We start from the raw sequence: 24,855 nt of genomic DNA on the forward strand, positions 1-24,855 counted from the left end.
CCGGCCGAGCGGCTAATCCAACGCCTCCAGCTGCGCCATCAGGTCACTCAGGCGGTCGACTTTTTCTTCGGTGATCACACTGGATTCCAGCCCCTCGATATAAGCGGCCAGCGCTTGCACCGTGCTGCACTCGAACATCGCTCGCAGCGGTACATTGCGTTGCAGGGCGTTCTGCACGCGGGAAGCAATCTGCGTTGCCAGCAGTGAATGGCCGCCCAGTTCGAAAAAGTTATCCCTTACGCCCACCTGTTCGACTTTCAGCACCTGAGCCCAGATATCAGCCAGGGTCTGTTCAAGCTCGTTGCGCGGTGCGACATAGCCTTGGCTTTGCAACTGACCGATGTCCAGATCCGGCAAGGCTTTGCGATCCAGCTTGCCATTGGCATTGCGCGGCAACTGATCAAGAATCAGCCAATGCAGCGGCACCATGTAATCCGGCAGCGAGGCGCGCAACCGTGCCTTGATGATTTCCGGCAGCTCTCCAGCCTGCTGCTCAACCGGCACCAGATAACCCACCAGATACTTGCCGTTCGGCCCTTCCTGCACCGCCACCGCCGCCTCGCGGATTTGCGGCTGTTCATGCAGGCGCGCTTCGATTTCCCCCAGTTCGATACGGAAACCGCGAATCTTCACCTGATGGTCGATACGCCCGACATACTCCAGCACCCCATCAGCCCTGCGCCGGGCCAAATCGCCGCTGCGATACAGCCGCTCCCCTGGCGCACCAAATGGATGTGGCACGAAGACCTGCGCAGTACGCAACGGATCGTGCACATAGCCACGACCGACGCCGATACCGGCGATGCACAATTCACCCACCGCGCCTGACGGCACCAGCTCCAGCGCTTCATCCAGCAGGTACAAACGGTTGTTATCGGTCGGCGTGCCAATGGGCAGATAGCTGCCTTGAGTCGAAGCCTGATCGACCCGGAAGAACGCCACGTCATCGGAGCATTCCGCTGGCCCGTAAGCGTTCACCAGCCCGACCTGTGGATAAGTCTGCAACCACTGGTGAGCCAGTTCCGGCGGCATCGCCTCACCTGTGGGTAACATCCAGCGCAGACGGTCCAGTGGCGGACGATCTTCGGTAAACATGCCTTGAATCAACGACGGCACGCTCTCCAGCACGGTAATGCCGCTGTCTTCGACGTGCCGGAGCAGCGCCTCGGGATCTTGGGCAACGGTGTTGGGGACGATATCGACTCGCGCTCCGAATAACGGCGCAGCCAGGAACTGCCAGACCGAAATGTCGAAGCTTTGCGAGGCGGTCTGGGCGATCACGTCAAACTGATCCAGATCCAGATACGGCGCCTTGCTCAACTGGTTGTTGAGCATGCCCCGCTGCTCGACCATCACGCCCTTGGGCTGCCCGGTGGAGCCGGACGTGAAAATCACGTAGGCCAGGTTATCCGGCCCGGCATACACACCGAGGTTATCCATAGGGCCAGCGCCCTGCTGGACGTCTTCCCAGACCAGCAATCGAGGTTTGCCTGCGCACGAGCAGCCTTCCAGCAGACTCATTGCCTGTTCCTGATAAGCCGCAGTACACACCAGCAATGGCGTGCGGCTCTGCTCGATGATGCCACTCAGGCGTTGCCCGGGCAGGCCCGGATCCAGCGGCAAATAGCCCGCCCCGGCCTTGAAGCTGCCGATGATCATGCCCAGCAGATCGAGCCCGCGTTCTGCCAGCAGCGCCACCGGCTGATCTAACTGCACGCCAGCCTCCAGCAAGGCATGACCCAGTTGGTTAGCGTGACGATTGAGGTCCTGATAGCTCCATTGCTGTTCCAGACAGGTCGCGACGATGCGCTGTGGATGGGCGGCGACTTGAGCTTCGAACAAGCGCACGTAGCCTGCTTCCAGCGGATACTCACGCTCGCTCTGATTGCAGCCATGGATGAGCACTTGACGCTCCCGTGCGGCCAGCAATGGCAGCGCGGACATGTCACCTTCGATACCGTCCGCAAGGGCCAGCAGCAAGCGCTTGAACTCACCCAGCAGACGCTCCACGGTTTCGCCATCGAAATAGCGCTGGTCGAACGACAGGTGCAGGCCCAGCTCATCTCCCGGATAACACACCGCCGTCAGCGGGAAGTTGGTGTGGGTACGACCGGAATCGGAACTCGCGCTCAGGCTTTGGGCGCGATCCAGCACCGAGACTTCCACCGGGGCGTTTTCGAACACGAACAGACTGTCAAACAGCGGCTGACCCTTCGGCAGTTCGCTGCACTCTTGAATCTGCACCAGCGGCACGTATTCGTGTTCGCGCAGTTGCAGGTTGCGATCCAGCAGAGTTTGCAACCAGTCCAGTACGGTGCAGCGCTCGTGGTCGGCGGGCAGGCTGACCCGCAGCGCAATGCTGTTGATGAACAGCCCCACAGTGCGCTGCATCTGCGGCATGTCGACCGGACGGCCGGCGACGGTGACGCCAAACACGACATCGCGCTCGCCGCTCAAACGCCGCAATACCAACGCCCACGCGGCCTGAGCAAAGGTGTTGACGGTCAGTTGATGACGCTGGGCCAGTTCCTTCAAACGCAGACCATCGTGCTCGTCCAGACGGGTGTAGCGATCACTGACGAGCATGCCGCCACTTTGTCCAGCATGCTCGCGCAACAACGGTCGGTCAGTGGGGATGTAAGTGGTGCGCTCAAAGCCCTGCAAGTTTGCACGCCACCATTGCCTGGACTGCGCGATATCCTGGCGTTGCAACCAGCCGATGTAATCCCGATATCGTGGCGCCAATGCCAATTGCGCTTCGCGCTGTTCACCGAGCGCGGTATAGATCTCGAAGAAATCGCTCATCAACAGGCCACGGCACCAGGCATCGATGAGGATGTGGTGATTGCTCATCATGAACCAGTAACGGCCCTCGCCGACCCGAATCAAACGCAGGTGGAACGGCGCTTCTCGGAGCAAATCGAAACCGGCTTCGCGCTCGTTCTTGAGCAAGGTTTGCAACCGGGTTTCGTGCTCCGCTTCCGGCTCGGCGCTCCAGTCGACGAAATCGATACGCGTGCCACCCGGCTTGTGAATGATTTGCAGCATCTGCTCGCTACTGTCCCAGCAGAACGAAGCACGCAAGGCTTCATGCCGGGCCACCACAGCCTGCCAGGCCTGGGCGAAACGTTGCGGGTCGATGTCGCTGTTGATGCGATAACGGTCCTGCATGTAATAAATGCCAGTGCCGGGTTCCAGCAAAGTGTGCAGCAGTAGCCCCTCCTGCATCGGCGTCAGCGGGTAGACATCCTCGATGTCGGCCACGGGAATCGGCAGCGCATCCAGCTGTGGCTGGGTCAGGTTCGCCAATGGGAAGTCCGAAGGCGTGAGGCCACCGGCTTCGTCGCTCAGGCAATGCGCGATCAGGCCTGCAAGCTCCTGAAGGTAAGCGTTGGCCAGTGTCTCGATGCTGCGCGGTTCAAAGCGTTCGCTGCTGAAGGTCCAGCGCAGTACCAGTTCGCCGCCGTAAACCTGGCCGTCGATGCTCAAGGCATTGGGCAATGGCGCATGGTCGTCATGGGTCGGGCCTACCGAAGCGTCCAAAGGTTTGAACAAGGCATCGTCGGCAAAGCTCTGATCGAACTGCCCAAGATAGTTGAAGGTGATCAACGCCTCGGGCAGCGCGGCCATGCAGTGCCGACATGATTCGTCGGCCAGATAGCGCAGCACGCCGTAGCCCAGGCCTTTGTGGGGTACTTGGCGCAATTGCTCCTTGATGGTTTTGATGGAATCGGCACGACCGGCGTCATTTGCCACGTCCAACGGCGTCAGGCGCAATGGATAGGCGCTGGTGAACCAGCCCACGCTGCGGGTCAGGTCAATGTCATCGAACAGGGTTTCCCGGCCGTGACCTTCCAGCTGGATCAGCGCAGACTCTGCACCTGTCCAGCGGCACACCACCCTTGCCAACGCAGTCAGCAGCAGGTCGTTGACCTGAGTGCGATACGCCGCTGGCGCTTGCTGCAGCAACTGCCGTGTCCGTTGCGCTTCGAGGCGCACGCTGACCGTATGGGCCTGAGCCTGTTGCTGTCGACCTTGAGGATTATCGAACGGTAAATCACCGCTGCCAGCCAATTGCGTCTGCCACCAGTTCAGCTCTTCGCGCAACGGCTCGCTGCTGGCGTAGACCTGCAGGCGCTGGGTCCAGTCACGGAACGCGCTGGTCTTGACGGGCAAGGGTTGGTCGCGATAAGCCGATTGCAGATCATCCAGCAGAATCCGCCAGGACACGCCATCCACCACCAGGTGATGGATCGCCAGCAACAGTTGCTGCGGCGCGCTGCCATCGCTGACCAGTACGGCACGCAACAGTGGACCGCGTTCGAGATTCAGGCTGCGCTGGGCATCGGCGAACAATTCAGCCGAAGCCGCCTCTGCTCGCCAGAGCACCGCGCATTGCTCCAGCGGCGCGTGTCCGGCTTGCCATGCGCCGCCACTCAGCGTGAAACGCAGGCGCAGAGCGTCGTGCTGCACTAGCAGCGTCCGCAAGGCCTGCTCCAGTCGCACGGGGTCGAGTTGTTCAGTCGGTTGCAACAGGACGGCCTGGTTCCAGTGCTGACGCTGAGGGATTTCAGCGTCGAAGAACCAGTGTTGGATTGGCGTCAGCTGCGCCGCGCCCAGCACCGGCCCTTGCTCGGATTGAATCTGTGCACTGCGCGTGGCAACGCTGGCCAGGGTCTGCACGGTCTGGTGTTGGAACATATCCCGAGGACTGAAATGAATCCCGGCCTGTCGCGCCCGGCTGACCACCTGAATCGACAGGATCGAGTCACCGCCCAGTTCGAAGAAGTTGTCGAGCAGCCCCACCCGCTCGATATTCAGCACCTCGCGCCAGATACCCGCCAGAACCAGTTGCAGCTCATTTTGCGGGGCGACGAATTGCAGGCGATTGTGCTCAGGGTCCGGCGCGGGCAAGGCGCGGCGGTCGAGTTTGCCATTGGCGGTCAGGGGCATGCTGTCCAGCACAATCAATTGCGCGGGCACCATGTATTCAGGTAGCTGGCTGAGTAAATGGGCTTTGAGGGCGTCGCGTAATCGCGCGGCATCACCTTCACCGGCCACATAGCCCACCAGTTGTTTGCCGCTCGGCGCATCCAGCGCCAGCACTACGGCTTCGCGGACGGACGGGTGCTCCAGCAGACGGCTTTCGATTTCCCCCAGTTCGATACGGAAGCCACGGATTTTCACCTGATGATCGATGCGCCCCAGGTACTCAACCTGGCCATCAGCCCGCTGGCGGACCAGATCACCAGTGCGATACATGCGCCCGCCATCCGCCGAGAACGGGTCGACCACGAAGCGTTCGGCCGTCAGCCCCGGCCGTTGGTGATAACCCAGCGCCAGACCCGCGCCGCCTATGTAGAGTTCGCCAGTCGCGCCTTGCGGGACGAGGGTCAGATCGGCGTCAAGGATATAGCCATTGCGAGCCCCGACCATGTGGCCAATCGGCACGGTCGCAGTCCCCTCTTCCAGAACATCTGGTGCCAGAGAGGCCAGCGGCATGACCACGGTTTCGGTGGGGCCGTAGGCGTTGAAGAACTGCCGCGGCTGGAACGTCGCGCGGATGCGCTGCAAGTGTTCGCCGGTCAGCGCTTCGCCACCGGTGATGCACATGCGCACTGGCAAGGTTTCATTTTGGCTGGCCAGCCATTGCGCCAACTGGCTGCCGTAGCTAGGGGTAAAGCCCAGGACATTGATTTGTTGCTGGCGGATCAGCGCGCAGATGTCTTGCGCATCCCACTGGCCTTGCGCACGCAATACCACCCGCGCACCACAGAGCAACGGCACCAACAGACGCTCGGTGGCGGCGTCGAAATTGATTGAATAGAAATGCAGCTCGCAATCGTCGACCCGCATGCCAAAGCGCTGAATCACCGCGCGGCAATGCATGGCGATTTCCCCGTGGCTGACCACCACGCCCTTGGGCTGACCGGTAGAGCCGGAGGTGTAAATCAGATAGGCCTGATGGTGCGGTTGAGTGAGGTTGGGCAGGTCGGAGTCGTCGTAACTGGTAAACACATCCTCTGGTAGGAGCGCGCTTGCCCGCGATGACGGAATTTCAGACGCTGAATATGTGGCGGATGCACTGGCCTCATCGCGAGCAAGCTTGCTCCTACAGATATCAGCGTGACCTGATGCCTGCTTTCCACCGCTCCCTTGTAGGAGCGAGCTTGCTCGCGATGACAGACTTTCAGACGCAGACGATGCAGCGGATGCACCACTCTCCTGTAGGAGCGCGCGTGCCCGCGATGACGGACTTTCAGACGTTGCATTTGTGTCGGATGTACCGACCTCTTCGCGGGCAAGCGCGCTCCTACCGGTCACAGGAAAACGGATGACATTTTGCGGCAATTGCCCCAACGCCTCGAACAGCGCCTCGTCACCCAGCAACAAACCAATGCCGCTGTCCTGGATCATGTAATGCAAGCGTTCCAGCGGGTATTCCGGGTCCAGCGGCACGTAGGCGCCGCCCGCCTTGAGGATCGCCAGCAGGCCGATGACCATCTCATGAGAGCGCTCAAGGGCCAGACCAACGCGCACTTGCGGACCAACGCCTTGCTCGCGCAGCGCTCGGGCGAGTTGATTGGCGCGGCGGTTGAGCTGGGCATAAGTCAAGGTTTGCCCGGCAAAGGTCAGCGCCCCGGCATCCGGTGTTTTTCCGGCCTGCTCGGCAAACAGCAGATGAATGCAGTGCGCCAGGTCGTGCTCACCCGGCTCCGCAGCCAGGCTATGGAGCAACTGATCGCGCTCGACAGCGGCAAACAACGGCAGCTCGCTCAAGCGCTGCTGCGGATCCGCCAGCAAACCGCGCAGCAGATTGCGCCAATGCTCGGCCATGCGCGCGATGCGCGGCTCGTCGAACAAATCACAGCTGTAGGTCAGGCAGCAATCCAGACGCTGGTTAAGGTCGGTGACTTCCAGATTGAGGTCAAACTTGGTCGCCTGGGCATCATTGACCAGATAATCCACGGTCATGCCCGCCAGGCTCCGGCTTTGCTGGAATTCCCAGCGCTGCACGTTGCACATCACCTGAAACAGCGGGTTATAGGCCGCACTGCGAGGTGGTTGCAGGGCTTCGACCAGATGATCGAACGGCAAGTCCTGATTGGACTGGCCTTCGATCACCGTATGCCGGACCTGATCGATAAGGTCCGCGACGCTCATCTGCCCGTTGAGCTGGCAGCGCAGCACCTGAGTGTTAAGGAACGCGCCAATCAGCCCTTCGCTTTCCGGGCGAATACGGTTGGCGACCGGCGCACCAATGCGCAAATCTTGCTGGCCGCTGTAGCGATACAGCAGCACCGCCAATGCGGCGGTCATGGTCATGAATAGCGTCAGGCCATGCTCGGCATTGAAACCACGCACCTGTGCCGCCAGCTCATCCCCTAGCTCGAAGCGATAAAGCCCGCCGCGATGGCTTTGAACGGCAGGTCTCGGCCGATCACCTGGCAGTTCCAGCAGCGGGTGTTCGTTGCCCAGTTTCTGAGTCCAGTAATCCAGCTGGCGCTGGCGCTCTCCGGACTCCAGCCACTGCCGCTGCCAGACGCTGTAATCCAGGTACTGCACAGGCAACGGTGCAAGTGGCGATTCACGGTCATCGATGAACGCTTCGTAAAGCGCACTGAGTTCCCGGGCGAAGATGTCCATCGCCCAGCCTTCGGTGACGATATGGTGCAAAGTCAGTACAAAGAAGTGCTCCTGCTCCCCCGCCTTGACCAGGCAGGCGCGCAACAGAGGCCCGCGTTCCAGATCGAACGGCTGGTGAGCCTGGGCATCGGCAAACGCCTGCAGGCGGTGCTGGCGATCACCTTCATTCAGTGCAGAAAAATCCTGCCACTGCATCTGCAAAGCGGATTCGACGTGCACCTGCTGGAACGCCACGCCATTGACGCTCGGGAAGGTAGTACGCAGGGTTTCATGGCGAGCGATCAGGGCCTGCAAGGCCGCTTCGAAACGACTCACATCCAGCACACCGCGCAGCCGCGCCATGCCGCCGACGTTATACGCCGGGCTGTCCGGCTCCAGCTGCCAGAGGAACCACATACGCTGCTGGGAATAGGACAGCGGCACCGGCTGACTGCGATCCACCGACTCGATAGGCAATTGGCGATTGCTGTCACCCGCCAGTTGAATCAACCGCACCTGCTCGGCGAAGGCTTGCAGCTCGCTGGCCTCGAACAGCACCCGCAACGGCAGTTCCACATCACAGGCCTGACGAGTCCGGGAAACAATCTGCGTCGCCAGTAATGAATGGCCGCCCAGCGTGAAGAAATCATCGGTCAGGCCGACGCGCTGCAGACCCAGTACTTCACGCCAGATGGCGGCGATCTGCTGTTCCAACTCGCTGCGCGGCTCGACAAATTCACGCTGCTGCCATTGGGGCTCAGGCAACGCGCGACGGTCCAGTTTGCCGCTGGGGCCAAGCGGCAGGCTGTCCAGACGCATCAGTTGCGCGGGCACCATGTAGTCCGGCAGCTCGGCGGCCAAGGCATTTCGCAGTTGCTCGGGCGTCACCTCGCTGTCAGCGGTGTACCAGCCGATCAGTTGCGTACCGCTGTGGGTTTCGCGCAGCAGCACCACTGCCTGGCGAACCCCGGTTTGAGCCAGCAGGCGTGCTTCGATTTCCTCCGGCTCGACCCGGAACCCACGCAGTTTGATCTGCTGATCAAGACGGCCCAGATACTCGATAACGCCGTCCGCCGACCAACGCGCCCGATCACCGGTGCGATACAGGCGTGCACCCTCCTCGCCCAGTGGATCCGGCACAAAGCGCTCGGCGGTCAGACCCGGCCGCCGCAGATAACCACGGGCCAGGCCCACGCCGCCAATGCACAATTCCCCCGGCACGCCAGCGGGCAGTGGATTGAGCTCGGCATCGAGAATCCGGCACAGCACATTGCCCAGCGGCCGACCAATAGGCGAGCGCTCGCCGTCTTCGGCGCGACAATGCCAGTGAGTGACGTTGATTGCGGTCTCGGTGGGGCCGTAGCGGTTGTGCAGTTGCACGCTCGGTAAGGTTTCCAGAACCCGATTGCGCAGCTCCGCAGGCAAGGCTTCCCCTCCTGAGAACAGCTGTTTAAGGCTGCTGCACTGGGCCACGCCAGCGTCTTCGATAAACAGCTGCAACAGCGGTGGCACGAAGTGCAGGGTTGTCACCTGAAACTGCTGGACCAACTCGACGATACGTCGCGGATCGCGGTGCTCACCCGGTGCGGCAATCAGCAATTGGCAACCGGTGATCAGCGGCCAGAAGCACTCCCACACCGACACATCAAAGCTGACCGGGGCCTTTTGCATCAGTACATCATCGGCGCCCAGCTGATAGGTGGCCTGCATCCATTGCAGGCGCTCGGCCAGCGCGGCGTGGGTGTTGCCAACGCCTTTGGGCTGGCCGGTGGAGCCTGAGGTGTAGATTACGTAAGCCAGATTGTCGCCGAGCAAATGCAGACCCGGCGCGCCGCAGGGCCAACTGTCCAGCTGCAGGTTATCCAGGGTGATCGCGATGACATCGTCACCGAGGGGCAGGCCTGGCATCAGGTGACTTTGGGTCAGTAGCAACTGGACGTTGCTGTCCCGCAACATGTAGCTCAGGCGTTCGCCGGGATAATCCGGGTCCAGCGGCACATAGGCACCACCGGCCTTGATGATTGCCAGCAGGCCGATTAACAGTTGAGGCGAGCGTTCGGCGCAGATGCCGACACAGACATCCGGGCCCACGCCTTTATCCCGCAGGTAATGGGCCAGACGGTTGGATTGGGTATCGAGGCTTGCGTAACTCAGTTGCCCGCCGTCCCACACCAGCGCAACCCGCTCCGGGGTCAGCGCCGCCTGTTCGGTTAATAGCTGCGGCAGCCAACGAGCGGCGGCAACACAGGGCGCCTGCCCCCAATCCAGTTGCTGCGCCCGCTCCATCGGGCTGAGCAAGGCGATGTCGCCGATGCATTGCAAAGGCTGATCACTGACCTGCTGCAACAGGCTGTTGAAGTGCTCGGCCATGCGTCGCACGGTCTGCACGTCGAACAACTCGGCGGCGTAATCGAAGTGCAACACCACACGGCCGCGATGATCTTCCTCGCTGTGCAGTTGCAGATCGAACTTGGCTTCGCGGCTGTGCCACGGCAATTCATCCGCCAGCAAGCCGGGCAAACGCCGCAAGGCACTCAAATCACGTTGCTGGTGGTTGAACATCACCTGGAACAGGCCCTGCTCACGCGCCTGCGGGAAGGCCTCAAGCAGTTGCTCGAACGGCAGGTCCTGGTGGGCCTGGGCGTCCAGCGCTGTCAGTCGCGCTTCACCCAGTAATTGAGCAAAGGGTTTACGTGGATCAGGCTTGCCGCGCAGCACCAGGGTGTTGATGAAGAAACCGACCAGCCCTTGGGTTTCAAGGCGCGGACGGTTGGCACCCGGCACACCGATGCGGATATCGACCTGGCCGGTATAGCGATGCAGCAGCGTCTGGAACGCTGCCAGCAGGATCATGAACAGTGTCGCGTCGTGTTCCTGCGCGGTGTAGCGCAGCGCGGTGCTCAGCCCTTCATCGAGCAACAGGCTGTAGCGCGCCGCTTGATGGGTGCGCAACGCCCTACGCGGATGATCAGTGGTCAAGCTCAGAGCCGGATGCTCATCGTCCGATTGCTCATGGCTTAGCTGCTGCGTCCAGTACGCCAGTTGGCGTTGCGCTTCGCCTGCTGCCAGCCAGTCGCGCTGCCACTGTGCGTAGTCGGCGTAGTGCAACGGCAGCGGCGCGAGAGCAAGGGTCTGACCCTGGCTGGCAGCGGCGTATAGGCGAGAGAACTCGTCGATCAGCACGTTCAGCGACCAACCGTCAGCGATGATGTGGTGCAGGGTGACCCACAGCTGATGTTCCTGATCGTCAAGACGCACCAGGGTCACCCGCAGCAACGGTCCTCGCTCCAGATCAAAAGCGCTTTGCGCGTCGTGTTCCCGCGCCTGAGCAACGTGCGCCTCGCGCTCGCTGGCGGGCAGATGGGTGAAGTCTGACTGATGCAAGGTGAACGCCGACGTGGGGTCGATACGCTGCAATGCCACTCCTTCGCGCTCAAGGAAACGGGTGCGCAGGGATTCGTGGCGCTGGATCAGCTGTTCGAAGCTGCTGATCAAGGCCTGGGTATCCAGCTCGCCGCGCAGGCGCAAGGCAGCGGGAATGTTGTAAGCGGCGCTCGCCGGGTCCAGCTGCCAGACAATCCACAGACGGTTCTGGGCCAGGGATTGCGGCAAGTCGCCGCCCCGTGGCAGTAGTGCAATGATGTCTTGAGTGCTTGCACCTGCGCTGCGCTGGCGATCGATCTCAGCCGCGAACTGCCCCAGAGACGGGGCCTCGAACAGCAACCGCAGGTTCAATTCCAGGCCCAGTACTTCCCGCAGACGCGCCATGACCTGGGCGGCGGCGATGGAGTTGCCGCCCAGCAGGAAGAAGTTGTCTCCAGCGCCCACCTGCTCGACTTTCAGTTGCTCACACCAGATGGCCGCGATCTGTGCCTGCAAGCCTTCAGAGACATTGACGCCAACGGGCTCGACGCTTTGTTTGCCGGGGAATTGCGCGTAGCTGTCCAGACTGCCGTCGGCCAGACGTGTGCGGCAGGCTGTGCGTTGCAGTTTGCCGCTGGAGGTCTTGGGTAGCGCGCCGGGGTTGAGCAACGCCACCACGGCGGGAGCTTCCTGAAACGCTTCCGCGACGGTTTGCCGGATGGCGTTGATCAAGGCATCCGGCTTGAGGATTTTCTGCACGCTGCGGCTGATTTCTGCCGCAATGCCGATGCCATCAACGCCGTTTTCAGTCACGGCGAACACGGCTACCCGGCCCTTGCGCACCACATCCACTTCGCGCTCGATGGCTTGTTCGATGTCCTGCGGGTAAAGGTTGTGACCGCGCACGATCAGCATGTCTTTCAGACGTCCGGTGACGAACAGTTCGCCGTGACGCAAAAAGCCCAGATCGCCGGTGCGCAACCAGGTATGCCCGTCACGCTCGACGAAGGTTTGGCTGCTGGCCTCAGGGTTGCGCCAGTACCCGCGAGCGATACTCGGTCCTGCTGCCCAGATTTCACCGATCTGATTTTCGTTCAACGACTCGCTGGAAACTGTATCGACGATCCGCACCGCGTGTTCCGACTGGCTGGCACCACAGTTCATCAAGACGCTGCCAGCTCCAGGTTCGGCGCGGTTTTGCGCCAGCGCCGTGTCGCTGACTTCAAGGTTGGCAATGCCGCGCCCACGCTGGCCGCCGGTCACGAACAAGGTGGCTTCGGCCAGACCGTAGCAGGCAAAAAAGCTGTCCGCCGTGAAACCACTGGCGGCGAACTTATTGCTGAACAGGTCCAGACTGTCTTGCCGAATCGGCTCGGAACCCGAGAACGCCACCCGCCACTGGCTCAGGTCCAGGCGCTCAAGAGCCGCCTCGCTGACCCGCTCGCTGCACAGCCGGTACGCGAAGTCCGGGCCGCCACTGACGGTGCCGCCATATTCGCTGATCGCTTCGAGCCAGCGCAGTGGTCGGGCGAGGAAAGACCCCGGAGACATCAACACGCAGGGCACACCGCTGAAAATCGGTTGCAGCAAGCCCCCGATCAGACCCATGTCGTGATACAGCGGCAACCAACTGACGATCACATCGTCCGGGTTGAGATCAATGCCGAAGCCACGGCGGATCAGCAATTCATTAGCGACCAGATTGCCGTGGGTCACTTGCACGCCTTTGGGCAGCGCAGTGGAGCCGGAGGTGTATTGCAGGAAGGCGATGTCATCGGGCTGCAAATCCGGTTCGCGCCAGCCGTCGGCCTGCTCGCTGTCGAGGCCATCAACGCACAGCAGTTGCGGCGCATCCACGGCATTCAACTGTTCACTCATTTGCAGCAACGGCTCACGCAGGCTGCTGCGGGTCAGAATCAAGCGCGGCTCGGCATCGGCGATGATCGACAGCAAGCGCTCCTGATGATGCTGACGCGCCGACTCGGGAGGATACGCTGGCACGGCAATCACGCCGGCATACAGGCAACCGAAGAACGCCGCTACATAGTCCGGACCGCTGGGGAACAACAACACCGCGCGTTCACCGGGGGCGACCTGTGCCTGCAAGGCGGCAGCAATGGTTCGCGCTCTCAGGTCCAGCTGGCGATAACTGAGCACTGCACCTTCGCGGGCATCTTCTGCCAGAAATCGCAGGGCAATACGATCAGGCTGGCCAGCTGCGCGTTGTTGCAGGGCCTGCACCAGTGTCTTGGGGAGTTCGAACGCGTCGTTCATGGTTGTTCCTGCCTGAGTCCGGCTTGCAATCGGAAATTCACAAAAAAGGGGCGCAGCATTGGGCGCACCCGATGTCGCAGTTCAAGACGTCGCGGCTAAGTCAGCTGGCCGCCGCGGCCGGTGAGCGTTGCCGACTGGCCCGCGCCAGATGTTGCTCGGCGTAGCGCCGCACGCAGCGCAGCAGCGGGGCTTGCTGGTCATGGAGAAAAAAGTGGTGGCCTTCGAACATGTCCAGCGAGAAACCCACCAGGGTTTCGTCCTGCCAGTGCAAAAGTTCCTCGACACGCACACTGTCCTGCCTGCCACCGAACACGTGCAGCGGCATCGGCAATGGCTCGCGAGGCTGATAGCGGAAGCTACCGCAGAGCAGGAAATCTGCCCGCAGAATGGGCAGCATCAGCGCCATCAGTTCGCGGTCGGCGAGTGCCTCTTCGGTGGTGCCTTGCAGACTGCGCAGGCGCTCGATCAATTCGGCGTCGGTCTTGGCCTGGCGGTATTCGCTGACATCCCGGTGCGCAGGTCCGGCAGTGGCCGAGACGAACAGACACAGCGGCGGCGCGGCATGCAGTTCCAGCAGCGCATGAGCCAGCTCATAGGCGAGCAGACCGCCCAGGCTGTGACCGAACAATGCGTAAGGCTGGTCCGGGGTCAGTAGCAGCTGGCGGCGAATCTCAAGGGCCAGTTGCGTCGCCAGCTGCCGGATATCGGTGTGCAGCGGCTCGTTCATGCGCATACCGCGCCCGGGCAGCTCGAGCGGATGGACTTCAAGCCACTGCGGCAAGGTACGCCGCCAGCGGCTGTAGACCATGGCACTGGCGCCGGAATATGGGAGGCAGAACAGACGAAGGCTGTTGAAGGCGCTCACTTCAGGCCACCACTTTGTCCTGATCCATCTTCTGTCGCAGGCTCAGTGGACGCATGTCAGTCCAGTGCTGTTCGATGTATTCCAGGCATTCCTTCTTCAAGCCCTTGACGCCAACCGCACGCCAGCCCATAGGGATAGCCTTGTAATCCGGCCAGATGGAGTACTGCTCTTCGTGGTTGCAGACCACCTGAAACGTGAGGTCTTCGCGATCAAATACCATGTCGTGTTCCTGCTCAGTAGAGGCCCGTGCGGGGAGTCGGGGCTGTCACCAAGGAGAACGGATGGGGTTGAAAAATAATTAGTAACGCAAAAATTGCTGAAGCTCAGGCAGAGCAAGCGGTGAGGCATGGCGCAGGCAACAAAACCCGGTGATAGATATATTTCTCAATTGACAATAATTATCATCCAGCCTAATTTGTTGCCCGGTGTGTAGGGAGCTTCCCTACTGAGCTTCAGCTGCCCATTGCTGCAAGGTGATTTCCATGCCGGAACAATTATCCACAAGTACGTGCGATTCACCGTTACTCCAGGCGTTCGTTGAAAACCGTCTGATTCTGGTCAAGATCGCCGCTCGCATCACGGGGTGCCGATCAAGAGCCGAAGACGTCGTGCAGGACGCATTCTTCAGGTTGCAGTCCGCGCCACAGATCACCTCCTCTATCAAGGCCCAGCTCAGTTACCTGTTTCAGATCGTGCGCAACCTGGCGATCGATCACTACCGCAAACAGGCACTGGAGCAGAAGTATTCGGGTAGCGAAGAAGAGGGCTTGAATGTGGTGATCCACGGCGCCTCCCCTGAAACCTCGCACATCAACTTCACCACCCTTGAAACCATCGCCGACGCCCTGACCGAATTGCCTAGCCGCACACGCTATGCCTTCGAGATGTACAGGCTGCACGGAGTCCCGCAGAAGGACATTGCCAAGGAACTGGGCGTCTCCCCGACGCTGGTCAACTTTATGATTCGTGATGCCTTGGTGCACTGCCGCAAGGTTTCGCTACAGGAAGCCCGGGCCGTACGCCGCTGAACAGCATCGGGCAGGTGACCCTGCCCGCGCGGGGCTTTCGCAATACAAATATTCCTGTGAACCGAACGTTCCTGCGTGGGAGCGAATTCATTCGCGAGGCGGCGCGTCAGTCAGTTCATATTCAGGCTCCTGACCCCTTCGCGAATAAATTCGCTCCCGCAACAGGTACATCACGGCCAATCAAACCCACTCACACTGCTCATAAAACCGCTGCCGATCCAGGGTCATCAGCGCCGCACGCTTATGCGGAAAATCGAACTCCTTCTCCCGCACAAAACCCTGGCCCTGCAGGTAAGCGATCATCTTTGCATTGTCAGCTCGCGGCTCGCTGACGAGCCGCCGGGTGCGCTCATCGTCGGTGAACAGGTAGTGCACCAGTGTCGATAACCAACTGGCAACCTTGTGTGGTCCGCGATGAGTTTCCTCGCCCACCAGCATGTGAATTCCCCGATCATAATCCTGCGCATCGCAGAACGGCCCGATGCGATCTTCCATGGCCCAATAGGCTTCAAAGTAGGCGAACGGCTGATCGTCGAAACAGCCGATCAGGGTCAATGTGTGGGGATCGTTGGCGAGCTTGAGCAAATAGTCGCGATGTTGTTCCAGCGTGCCCTGCTCCTGCCAGAACTGCGCCACGCGCGGATTGTTTTGCCAGCGGTGAAATCGCTCCAGGTCATGACCGACATCCAGAGTTCGCAGGGAAACCCAAGCGTCCAGCCTGGCGTCATAACGGCGGTAGACTTCGCCATCCGGCTTGGGTGGACGTGGCAAAAGGCGGGCGGCTAGTAGTAATGACTGGGGCATGCTTTGGGCTCACGAATTGAGGTCATTACCTCTTGGAACGACAACCGGCGAGTAGAATTTAGCCTTGGCGACGCTTCTGCGTCCGAGCCCAGGTTAAAAACTTACTAGCCAGGGTCTTCCACTTCCATGTGAAAATGTCGACCGACATTCTATGAGCGCCTGGGAGGCTCGCCGTATGCGGTACACGCAAGATCACAAAGCACAAACCCGTGAACGTATTCTTCAGGAAGCTTCGGCGCGTTTTCGCCGTGACGGGATCGGCGCAACCGGGCTGCAGCCATTAATGAAGGCGCTGGGCCTGACCCATGGCGGGTTTTACGCGCACTTCAAATCCAAGGACGAGTTGGTAGAGGAGGCCCTGCGGTGCGCCGCCGACGAGGCGAGCGAATACACCAGCAAAGCGTTTTCACAGGAGCACGCACTCACCGCGTTCGTTGATTTGTACCTGAGCGAAATCCACCGCGACACCCCGGAAAAAGGCTGCCCGTTACCGACCATGGCGGCAGAGCTGGGCCAGCGCAGCCAACCCAGCGCAATCACCGATGAGCTTTTGCAGGCGCGACTGGCCTCTCTGGAAAATGCGCTGCGTGGCACTGGCTCGGACGTGAACAGTGTGGTGATGCTGTCAACGATGGTGGGCGCGTTGTTGCTGTCACGGAGCACTCAGGACCCGGCTCTTTCCACCCGAATCCTGGACACCGCCCGCGAGTGGCTCAAACAACAAACCAGCGACGCTTGATCAACCGTGCCAGCGGCGCAATAACAGGCTCGCATTGACCCCGCCAAACCCAAAGCCATTGGACAAGGCGTATTCAATATGCATGGCTCGCGCAGTGCCGTGGACGATATCCAGCCCCTCAGCAGCTTCATCGGGGTTCTCGTAATTGAGGGTCGCCGGGGCGATCTGGTCGCGAATCGCCAGGGCCGTGAAAATCGCCTCGATCCCCCCCGCCGCGCCCAGCAGATGCCCGGTCGCGGATTTGGTTGACGTCACCGCGATGGACTGCTGATCACCGAAAATCGCTTTGATCGCGGCCATCTCGCCTTTATCGCCTACCTGGGTCGAGGTCGCATGGGCGTTGAGGTGCTGGATCTGCGACGCATCGATTCCAGCCTGCCCAATGGCTGTGCGCATCGCCCGCTGAGCGCCACTGCCATCCTCTGGACCGGCCGTCAGGTGATAAGCGTCGGCGCTGGTGCCGTACCCGACCAGCTCGACAATCGGCTTGGCGCCCCGAGCAAGTGCATGCTCCAGAGACTCGATCACCAGAATCCCGGCCCCTTCACCCATGACGAAACCATCACGGTCTCGGTCAAACGGCCGTGAAGCCCTTTCGGGGGTTTCGTTGAAGCCGCTGGACAAGGCCCGAGCCGCCGCGAACCCGGCAAGACTGACACGATCAATGGCCGCTTCAGCTCCGCCGCAAATAGCAATGTCGGCTTCGCCACACCTGATCATTCGCGCAGCATCACCGATCGCCTGCACGCCCGCAGCACAAGCGGTAACCGGTGCGCCCAATGGACCTTTGAAGCCGTGCTGAATGGAGACATGCCCTGCCGCGAGATTGACCAGAAAAGACGGGATAGTGAACGGCGACAAACGTCGCGGGCCGCGAGTGTCAGTGGTGCGCACGGCATCCGCGATGGTCCCGAATCCGCCAATGCCGGAGCCGATGATCGTGGCGGTTCGCTCCTTGTCCTGCTCACTGTGGGCGACCCAGCCAGCCTGATCAATCGCCTGCTTCGCTGCGCCAAGGGCGAACAGAATGAAGCGATCCATTTTCTTTTGCTCTTTGGCGGGCACTGCGCTGTCAGCATCAAAGCCGGCTTCGGTGTCCTCAGCCAGCAACGGCACCCGGCCGCCGATCTTGCCTGGCAAATCCGCCACGAATTCCTCTGCCAACCTGACAATGCCCGAACGTCCCGCTAACAATCGCTGCCAGACCGTTTCGACGCCGCTACCCAAGGGCGTCACCAGCCCCATACCGGTTACCACGATGCGTCGAGCGCTCATAGATGGCACTCCCGTCTGATAAGCGCAGTGGCGTTTTGATGGATACCGCTCATTGGAAATCTCCACATGACAATCGTTTAAGTATTACGACCATAATTTTATTGATTGTATGTCGACCGACATTCCATGTGTCAATAGGACGCTCAATCAGGAGGAATGATTGAAGGGCTTTCTGCAAAAGCAGGTTGTGTAGGAGCTGTCGAAAAAACGCAGAACCTGTGGGAGCTCACGAGCATCGCGAGCTCCCACAATGAAAGCATTCCAGGGAAGTGGCCGGTCAAAGACCGGCCTGTGCAGCAGGGGTTAAAGCATCACTGGATGGAAATCTTGTCACGGTTCTTGTCGAGAATGGCCTTGCCGATGCCTTTGACTTCGATCAGCTCATCCACCGATGTGAACTCGCCATTGGCCTCGCGATAAGCAACGATGGCCAACGCCTTGCCTTTGCCGATGCCTGACAGCTCCTTCTGAAGCGTCTCTGCGTCCGCCGTATTGATATTGACCTGGCCCATCATCTGCTCCTGCATTGCAGGTGCAGCCATATCGCTCATCGCAGGTGCAGCCATGGATGAATTGATCGCTGGTGCAGTGGCTTTCATTGAGCTACCCATCGCAGGCGCCATATCCGTGGCAGCCGTTGCAGCAACAGAGGCTGTTCCCAACAAAGCAAATATCAGTGAGTACACAATAGATTTACGCATGAAGAACTCCGTGACTTCATTAAGTGATCGCAACATTGCTTATGCTGCGGTCCAAAAAATAGTCCAGCCGGAGGGTTTTCGAAAGAAAGCATGCGTGTCTTTCTATTACATGTAAAAGTTTGAAATCATTAGATAAATGACCTTCTATTTATTAGCAAATAAATAGAAGGCCTTGACTCTTACAAACGAGGATCTTGGCGCCGCTCCTGATAAAGCCAGTCAACGATTTCTCCGTCAGGCGCATACCCGCTGACTGTCTCCCGCAAGATATGCCTGACACGGGTGTAGTCATCGTCATCCACCGCATCCAGCAGGCGCGCCAGACAGCGTTTCAGCACCTCCCAGGACATATGATCTTCATGAGCACTCATGATCATGGGGTGTTCGGTGGAGACCACGTTATCGCCAATCAGTAATTCTTCGTATAACTTCTCGCCAGGGCGTAACCCGGTGAACTCGATTGAAATATCACCTTGAGGATTTTTCTCTGAGCGAATACTAAGACCGGACAAGTGCACCATCTTTTCAGCAAGTTCGATGATCTTGACGGGTTCACCCATATCCAGCACGAACACATCGCCGCCCTGCCCCATGGAACCCGCCTGAATCACCAATTGTGCGGCTTCCGGGATGGTCATGAAGTAACGAGTGATTTTCGGGTGAGTGACGGTCAGCGGTCCACCGGATTGAATCTGTTTGTGAAATAACGGAATTACCGATCCCGAGGAACCCAATACATTCCCAAAGCGCACCATGACGAAACGGGTTTTATTGACCTGATAAACATTGCTCTGGTCACCGAACATTACCGGCGCAGCCTCAAGACTCAGCGCCTGCAGGGTCAATTCCGCCAGACGCTTGGTGCTGCCCATGACATTGGTCGGCCGAACCGCTTTGTCCGTGGAAATCAGCACGAAATTGGCCACCCCAGCCTGCAGCGCTGCCTGGGCAGTATTCAATGTGCCCACCACGTTGTTCATCACACCTTCTGCAATGTTGTGCTCAACCATGGGCACATGTTTGTAGGCCGCCGCGTGATAGACAGTAGTCACCCCCCAGGTTTTCATGATGTCCAGCAATCGGGCGTGATTACGAATCGAGCCCAGTATCGGCAGCAGCCTCACCGGCAGAGACAGACGTGCAACGCGCTCCTCTAGCTCCGAAGCAATGGTGTAAAGGTTGAACTCGCTGTGATCAAAGAGCAAAAGCGTTGTCGGGCCAAGCAACAGTATTTGCCGGCACAGCTCCGAACCAATTGAACCACCCGCACCCGTCACCATGACGGTGTGCCCTTTGATGCAACGCTCCAGTAGCTCAGCCTGGGCAGGTACCGAGTCTCGGCCCAGCAAGTCAGCAATGTCGACTTCCTGAAGGTCGTCGACCTTGACCCGCCCCGCCGCCAGGTCCATGAACCCCGGAACGCTTCGTACGTGCAGAGGAAAGCCTTCGAGGAAACCAAGGATTTCCCGTCGACGACCACGGGTGGAAGACGGGATAGCCAGCAGGATTTCCTGCGCCCCGGTCACTTCCATCATCCGCTGGATGTGCCGCGGCTTGTACACCTGGAGCCCGGAAATCATCCGGTTGGTGATGGACTCATCATCGTCAATGAACGCGACAGGTCGCATCAACCGCCCCATCCGCAACGCCGCCACCAATTGATTGCCTGCGGCACCGGCGCCGTAGATCGCAACTTTTGGCAAACCGTCGTCCCGATTGGTAAACGGCATGTGCTGAACCGCCGAGAACCAGTCGCCCAGAAAGTACTGGCGCATGGCGAGACGCAGACCGCCGATCATGACCATGCTCAACCACCAGTAATTGAACATGATGGAGCGCGGAACAATTTGCTTGTGGTTGCTATAGAAATAAACCAGACAGCCCAGAATTAGAGCAGAGAGGCTGACAGCCTTGATGATGGCTATCAGCGCATCGTTGCCGAAATAGCGCATGACAGCGCGGTACAGCCCCATCCGGATGAAAAGCGGGATGGCAACAATCGGCGCGAGGATGAACAGCCAGGTATGGGTTTCGAACGGATTGATCAGATCATCAATGCCAAGGCGCACGACGAAAGCCATCCAGAGCGCAGCCCAAACCAGAAATACGTCAGCGGCAACCTGAATTATTCGCTTTTGACGGCGTGGCAACGCCAGTAAAAAAGCTCGTAACTTTTCCATGATTCCTTCAAGCACCTCTTGCTCCGCATTGGGGGTCATCTACGCAACCTACAGGGCATCAGGCGAGGATGAGGTTATTCACATTTATCTGGAGATCAACCGGTTGCACATTCAACCCGGTTCCAGCTCACCGGCCTTGAACTTGACGGCCAGGACTACCAAAGGCAAGTAAGCGAGGCAAATACCGAGCCAGCCCTCGTTGCCGGTCAAGGCTATCCACATCGCTATCGGGAACAGCCAGAACAGATTGATAAGGCCTACCGCCCATGTGACACGCAGATGACCAAAACGTCGCGAAGCGAATTGATAAGCATGACTTCTGTGCGCCTCGTAGATCTTGTCGCCCCGAATCATGCGTCGGACCAGCGTGTACGTTGCGTCGACAATAAACACGCCCAGCAGAATCAGCCAGACCCATAACAAGGGGGGAGATACCCAGGCCGCTTGAAGCGATAGCAGGCCCAACACTAAACCCAGAAAACCGCTACCAGCATCCCCCATGAAAATCTTTGCGGGAGGGAAATTCCAAAACAGGAAACCCGCCACTGCCGCAGCTAATAATAGCGGCAACCCGATGAGTTCATTAAAGCCGCAAATCACATAGATAAGACATGCACCGAAACAGGCGCAAAGCGCTTCCACGCTGGCGATGCCATCGATGCCATCCATGAAGTTATAAAGATTGAGCATCCAGACCAGATAGAACGCCGCAAGTATATTGCCGATCAAGCCCAGATCGAGGGTGGTCCCCATGATACTTAATGGCGCCAGGCCACCGATCCAGAACAGCGCCCAGGCTGCAGCAGCAAAATGCCCTAATAAACGCCAGCGAGCGGCGATATGCCCGTGGTCGTCCATGAAACCGATAATGGCAATAAGACCGCCCGCCCCCACGAAAGCAAGGACTGACGACATCGCCACGCGTTGCTCTGCCGCCAGGAAAGCAATCCCCAGCAGGAAGGTCACAACGATTGAAACACCACCGCCTCTTGGCGTAGGCACTGAGTGAGAGCTGCGGCCGTTTGGAATGTCTATCAAGCTTTTGGACACCGCGTACTTGCGAAGCCCCGCCGTTAGCATCAAGGAAAGGCATCCCGCCAACACGATCCAAACCCACTCACTCATTCTTTATGTTCCAGGAAATAACGCGCGGTCTTGCTCATGGCGACCTCGACACCGACGGGTGGCGTCCAATCAAGCATCGTACAGGTTTTGGATATATCAACCTGCAACGAACCGCAAAGCCTCTGCAGAAAAGCCTTTTTACCCAGCGCAGAAGCGCCCGTGTTCAATAACCAGACAGGCACGGGAATCAAGCGTGCTGGTTTGCCCAGGGCATTTGCGACGTGGCGTAAGAGACTGGTCGTGGACAGATCATCCCCGTCGCTGACCAGAAATGTCTGGTTGGCCGCTGCTGGATGCCAAGTACACCTCACAATCAGATCAACCAGATTATCCAGTGCGACGAGACTTCGTAGGTTATCCACTGCCCCCAAGGGAAGCGGCATGCCTTTATCCAGCCAGCGCATCATGTTGAAGAAGTTCGCCTTCACACCAGGGCCGTACACCAGGACAGGTCGAATGATTACGACCTCCATACCGGTGCGATCAGCCAGCTCTCGCAAGCGCTGCTCCGCCTTGCATTTGGAAACCCCATACGCATCAGAAGGGTCGCTTGGTTGATCCGCCGTGAATGGCGCACCTTTGAGCGTCGACTCGCCATTCACTTTTATCGAGCTGATGAAAATGAAACGTTTCACACCGGCCAAAACGGCCTGATTGGCGAGATTCAATGTTGAAGCCACATTTACCCGAAAGTATTCATCGTCCGGATTTTCAGCGGAGTCATTCAATAAATGCACCCGCGCCGCAGCATGAACGATCACGTCCACGCCATTGACGAAGGCAGCCCAGTCGCACTCCGGGGTCAGGTTGCCGATGTGAACGTGCTCAACCCTGTCTCCCGGCGGGACGTATGCAGTACGCGTAGCAACCCGCACCTTGTAAGCCGACTGCTCTGCAAGGTGTCGAACCAAAGCGCCCCCGACGAAACCTGTCGCGCCGGTTACAGCGATCATGGCGGGTCGGCCATTCATAAATCAACGCCTCAAATAAAGTCAGTGCAAATATTACTTTGATAAGAAAAATCTTCAACGTAAATTTCGACTAACATCACTCGACGCGTCAGCTGCGAGGAGGAATAACTAATTTCAACGGAGTCTTCCTCAATGAGTATTTACGTTTAAATAACTCCCCAAGGGTCCTCTTAGCATCTGATTCGCCGTGAACCAGCCGTATCTCTTCAGGCCAGATATTCATGTCGGTCACAAAACGCAGGAGTTCCTGCTGATCAGCATGCGCTGAATATCCACCAACGGTACTAATGCCAGCGTTTATATTAAAACGTTCCCTATCTATTTCGACATAACCGTTCAAAGGGCCATAACTCTGGATAGCAGCACCCGGCGTTCCCGGGGCCTGATAGCCGATAAACACAACATTATGGCGAGCATCTTCGAGCATGGCTTTCAGGTAGTTGATGATCCGCCCACCTGAGCACATCCCGTTTCCAGCGATAACAATTGCTGGCCGCCCGGTACTGGCAAGGTAATTAACCACCTTTAAATGTTTGTCATGACTATCGATGGTGATCAACTGCTTGAAGCTCAGAGGCGCCCTGCCCTGATTCAAACGCTCTTGCGCAGCGGTATTCCAGTAACCGTAGAATTTCTGATAGACACGGGTGAAGCGACTGGCAAGTGGCGAATCAAGAATAACGGGTAATTGAGGCCAATCGACCAGCGAATCCGCCTCGCAAGTTTGCTCGCCATCATCAATCAGTGCCTTGCGACGCAGAATGTCCTCAATTTCATACAACAGCTCCTGGGTACGACCAATGCTGAACGCCGGGATCAGAATCGTGCCGTGATCAGCCAATGCTCGATCGATGACCTGCTCAAGACGCGCTTGCCTGCTGACGCGATCCTCATGCAGTCGATCGCCATAAGTGCTTTCCAGAATGAGCATGTCAGCGCGCTCAGGTGACGCTGGGCTGGTCAGCAAAGGATTATGGGAGGAACCCAGGTCGCCAGAAAAGACGATACGTTTTGGGGGCTGCCCCCCGGGATAAAGGATGTCGCACTCCACATAGGCAGAGCCGAGAATATGCCCGGCCCGCTGGAGGCGAATCCTTACAGTCACATCAGAAGTCTTGATGACCTCCTGCCAAGTGTTGAACGGCAGGCTGACTGTAAGCTGCCGCACCAGAGCAAGGTAACGCTCGACCTGCGTCTTGTCCTGACTGAACTGGTGCTTGCTGGCGTCTTCCAGAGCAAGCATCAGCATTTCTAGCGAAGGTTCGCTGCAGATTATTGGCCCTCTGTAACCGGCGGCCAAAAGCTGCGGAATTCTGCCCACGTGATCGATATGCACATGGGTGACCACCAGCGCCCTAATCGCATCATGGCGAAAATCGATGTCAGAGCCCGAGTCAGACTCGTCGACTGCTGCTCTATCGAGACGAAGTCCGCAATCAATAAGTACGCTGTTATATTCGTCAACATCTAGTTGATGACACGAACCGGTAACGCTTTCAACCCCACCATGATGGATAACTGCTGGATAACTCATTCCACGATCTCAAAAGCCATATATCCGCATATTTTGCCTGCAAACTGATACTTTTCAACTCTTGACGTGAGCGAGAACTTAGTTAAAAGAGAGCACTCATACGGAAGGGAGATGGAGAAACAACCAGTAAACATTGAGCACGATATCGCATTGAATAATTACTCACGGAATATATATAAATGCCTGACAAACATTTAAGAATTTTCCTACCAAGCGGGATGACCGGCACTACAGAGACAGTCAGCTTGATCGAGAATGGAGTAACTAGCATGGAGAGAAGCGCAGAGTTTCGACGTCATTCAACGTCACCCCAATTATTGAGGCAACTTATCGACCAACGGTGGGGTTGAAACTGAAGACCCACCAGGAC

Annotated in this window: 12 protein-coding genes and 1 pseudogene; 3 read left to right on the plus strand and 10 right to left on the minus strand. The window is 58.7% G+C overall.

Annotated features, from left to right (window positions below; all coding sequences use genetic code 11):
* Positions 1-12: 12 nt before the first annotated feature.
* The 3 genes from IV01_RS15275 to IV01_RS15265 all read right to left on the minus strand — a co-directional run bounded on the left by IV01_RS15275 (position 13) and on the right by IV01_RS15265 (position 14,348).
* Positions 13-13,263, minus strand: a complete 13,251-nt coding sequence (locus IV01_RS15275) for a non-ribosomal peptide synthetase (RefSeq protein ID WP_032627891.1) — start codon at positions 13,261-13,263, stop codon at positions 13-15.
* A gap of 100 nt (positions 13,264-13,363) precedes the next feature.
* On the minus strand, positions 13,364-14,128 hold the full coding sequence (locus IV01_RS15270; protein WP_032627892.1) for a thioesterase II family protein: 765 nt from the start codon (positions 14,126-14,128) through the stop codon (positions 13,364-13,366).
* A 1-nt stretch (position 14,129) separates the two neighbouring features.
* A complete protein-coding gene (locus IV01_RS15265; RefSeq protein WP_032627893.1) occupies positions 14,130-14,348 on the minus strand; it encodes an MbtH family protein in 219 nt (72 codons plus the stop codon).
* Between the two features lie 262 nt (positions 14,349-14,610).
* Here IV01_RS15265 and IV01_RS15260 point away from each other — a divergent pair, with 262 nt between their 5' ends.
* The gene (locus IV01_RS15260) at positions 14,611-15,156 is read left to right on the plus strand and encodes an RNA polymerase factor sigma-70 (RefSeq protein ID WP_032627894.1); all 546 of its coding nucleotides are present in this window, start codon (positions 14,611-14,613) and stop codon (positions 15,154-15,156) included.
* Positions 15,157-15,336: 180 nt separating this feature from the next.
* On the opposite strand, the pseudogene IV01_RS0124950 reads toward IV01_RS15260, so the two are convergent.
* Positions 15,337-15,927: pseudogene (locus tag IV01_RS0124950) on the minus strand (GNAT family N-acetyltransferase); the annotation flags it as partial.
* Between the two features lie 208 nt (positions 15,928-16,135).
* On the opposite strand from IV01_RS0124950, the gene IV01_RS15255 reads away from it, so the two are divergent.
* Complete coding sequence (locus IV01_RS15255; RefSeq protein WP_032627895.1) at positions 16,136-16,699, plus strand: TetR/AcrR family transcriptional regulator; 564 nt, start codon at positions 16,136-16,138, stop codon at positions 16,697-16,699.
* Here IV01_RS15255 and fabF read toward each other — a convergent pair whose 3' ends face one another.
* Positions 16,700-17,974, minus strand: coding sequence for a beta-ketoacyl-ACP synthase II (fabF, locus tag IV01_RS15250; RefSeq protein ID WP_032627896.1), 1,275 nt, complete (start codon positions 17,972-17,974; stop codon positions 16,700-16,702). It lies immediately after the preceding gene.
* A 311-nt stretch (positions 17,975-18,285) separates the two neighbouring features.
* The gene (locus IV01_RS15245) at positions 18,286-18,573 is read right to left on the minus strand and encodes a ComEA family DNA-binding protein (RefSeq protein ID WP_418903523.1); all 288 of its coding nucleotides are present in this window, start codon (positions 18,571-18,573) and stop codon (positions 18,286-18,288) included.
* On the opposite strand from IV01_RS15245, the gene IV01_RS27040 reads away from it, so the two are divergent.
* Entirely contained in the window at positions 18,539-18,790 is a 252-nt protein-coding gene (locus tag IV01_RS27040; protein WP_229636112.1) for a hypothetical protein, read from the plus strand. The genes IV01_RS15245 and IV01_RS27040 overlap by 35 nt on opposite strands.
* A 64-nt stretch (positions 18,791-18,854) precedes the next feature.
* On the opposite strand, the gene IV01_RS15240 is transcribed toward IV01_RS27040, so the two are convergent.
* The 4 genes from IV01_RS15240 to IV01_RS15225 form a co-directional block, all read right to left on the minus strand.
* Positions 18,855-20,855 (minus strand): polysaccharide biosynthesis protein, encoded by a 2,001-nt coding sequence (locus IV01_RS15240; protein WP_032627898.1) that lies wholly within the window; start codon positions 20,853-20,855, stop codon positions 18,855-18,857.
* Between the two features lie 111 nt (positions 20,856-20,966).
* Positions 20,967-21,980: an MraY family glycosyltransferase gene (locus IV01_RS15235; RefSeq protein WP_032627899.1), complete on the minus strand. Its 1,014-nt coding sequence runs from the start codon at positions 21,978-21,980 to the stop codon at positions 20,967-20,969.
* On the minus strand, positions 21,977-22,951 hold the full coding sequence (locus tag IV01_RS15230; RefSeq protein ID WP_032627900.1) for a UDP-glucose 4-epimerase family protein: 975 nt from the start codon (positions 22,949-22,951) through the stop codon (positions 21,977-21,979). The genes IV01_RS15235 and IV01_RS15230 overlap by 4 nt, the downstream gene beginning before the upstream one ends.
* Positions 22,952-23,039: 88 nt before the next feature.
* Positions 23,040-24,485, minus strand: coding sequence for an MBL fold metallo-hydrolase RNA specificity domain-containing protein (locus IV01_RS15225; RefSeq protein WP_032627902.1), 1,446 nt, complete (start codon positions 24,483-24,485; stop codon positions 23,040-23,042).
* Positions 24,486-24,855: the final 370 nt, after the last annotated feature.

The organism is Pseudomonas syringae (assembly GCF_000737245.1).
In the GTDB taxonomy this organism is placed as follows: domain Bacteria; phylum Pseudomonadota; class Gammaproteobacteria; order Pseudomonadales; family Pseudomonadaceae; genus Aquipseudomonas; species Aquipseudomonas syringae_J.

Excerpts from the sequence above, each read along its gene's own strand:
- IV01_RS15275 (WP_032627891.1), bottom strand. The coding sequence starts at position 13,263 with ATGAACGACGCGTTCGAACTCCCCAAGACACTGGTGCAGGCCCTGCAA.
- IV01_RS15265 (WP_032627893.1), bottom strand. The coding sequence starts at position 14,348 with ATGGTATTTGATCGCGAAGACCTCACGTTTCAGGTGGTCTGCAACCAC.
- IV01_RS15260 (WP_032627894.1), top strand. The coding sequence starts at position 14,611 with ATGCCGGAACAATTATCCACAAGTACGTGCGATTCACCGTTACTCCAG.
- IV01_RS15255 (WP_032627895.1), top strand. The coding sequence starts at position 16,136 with ATGCGGTACACGCAAGATCACAAAGCACAAACCCGTGAACGTATTCTT.
- fabF (WP_032627896.1), bottom strand. The coding sequence starts at position 17,974 with ATGAGCGCTCGACGCATCGTGGTAACCGGTATGGGGCTGGTGACGCCC.
- IV01_RS27040 (WP_229636112.1), top strand. The coding sequence starts at position 18,539 with ATGGATGAATTGATCGCTGGTGCAGTGGCTTTCATTGAGCTACCCATC.
- IV01_RS15245 (WP_418903523.1), bottom strand. The coding sequence starts at position 18,573 with ATGAAAGCCACTGCACCAGCGATCAATTCATCCATGGCTGCACCTGCG.
- IV01_RS15240 (WP_032627898.1), bottom strand. The coding sequence starts at position 20,855 with ATGGAAAAGTTACGAGCTTTTTTACTGGCGTTGCCACGCCGTCAAAAG.
- IV01_RS15235 (WP_032627899.1), bottom strand. The coding sequence starts at position 21,980 with ATGAGTGAGTGGGTTTGGATCGTGTTGGCGGGATGCCTTTCCTTGATG.
- IV01_RS15230 (WP_032627900.1), bottom strand. The coding sequence starts at position 22,951 with ATGAATGGCCGACCCGCCATGATCGCTGTAACCGGCGCGACAGGTTTC.
- IV01_RS15225 (WP_032627902.1), bottom strand. The coding sequence starts at position 24,485 with ATGAGTTATCCAGCAGTTATCCATCATGGTGGGGTTGAAAGCGTTACC.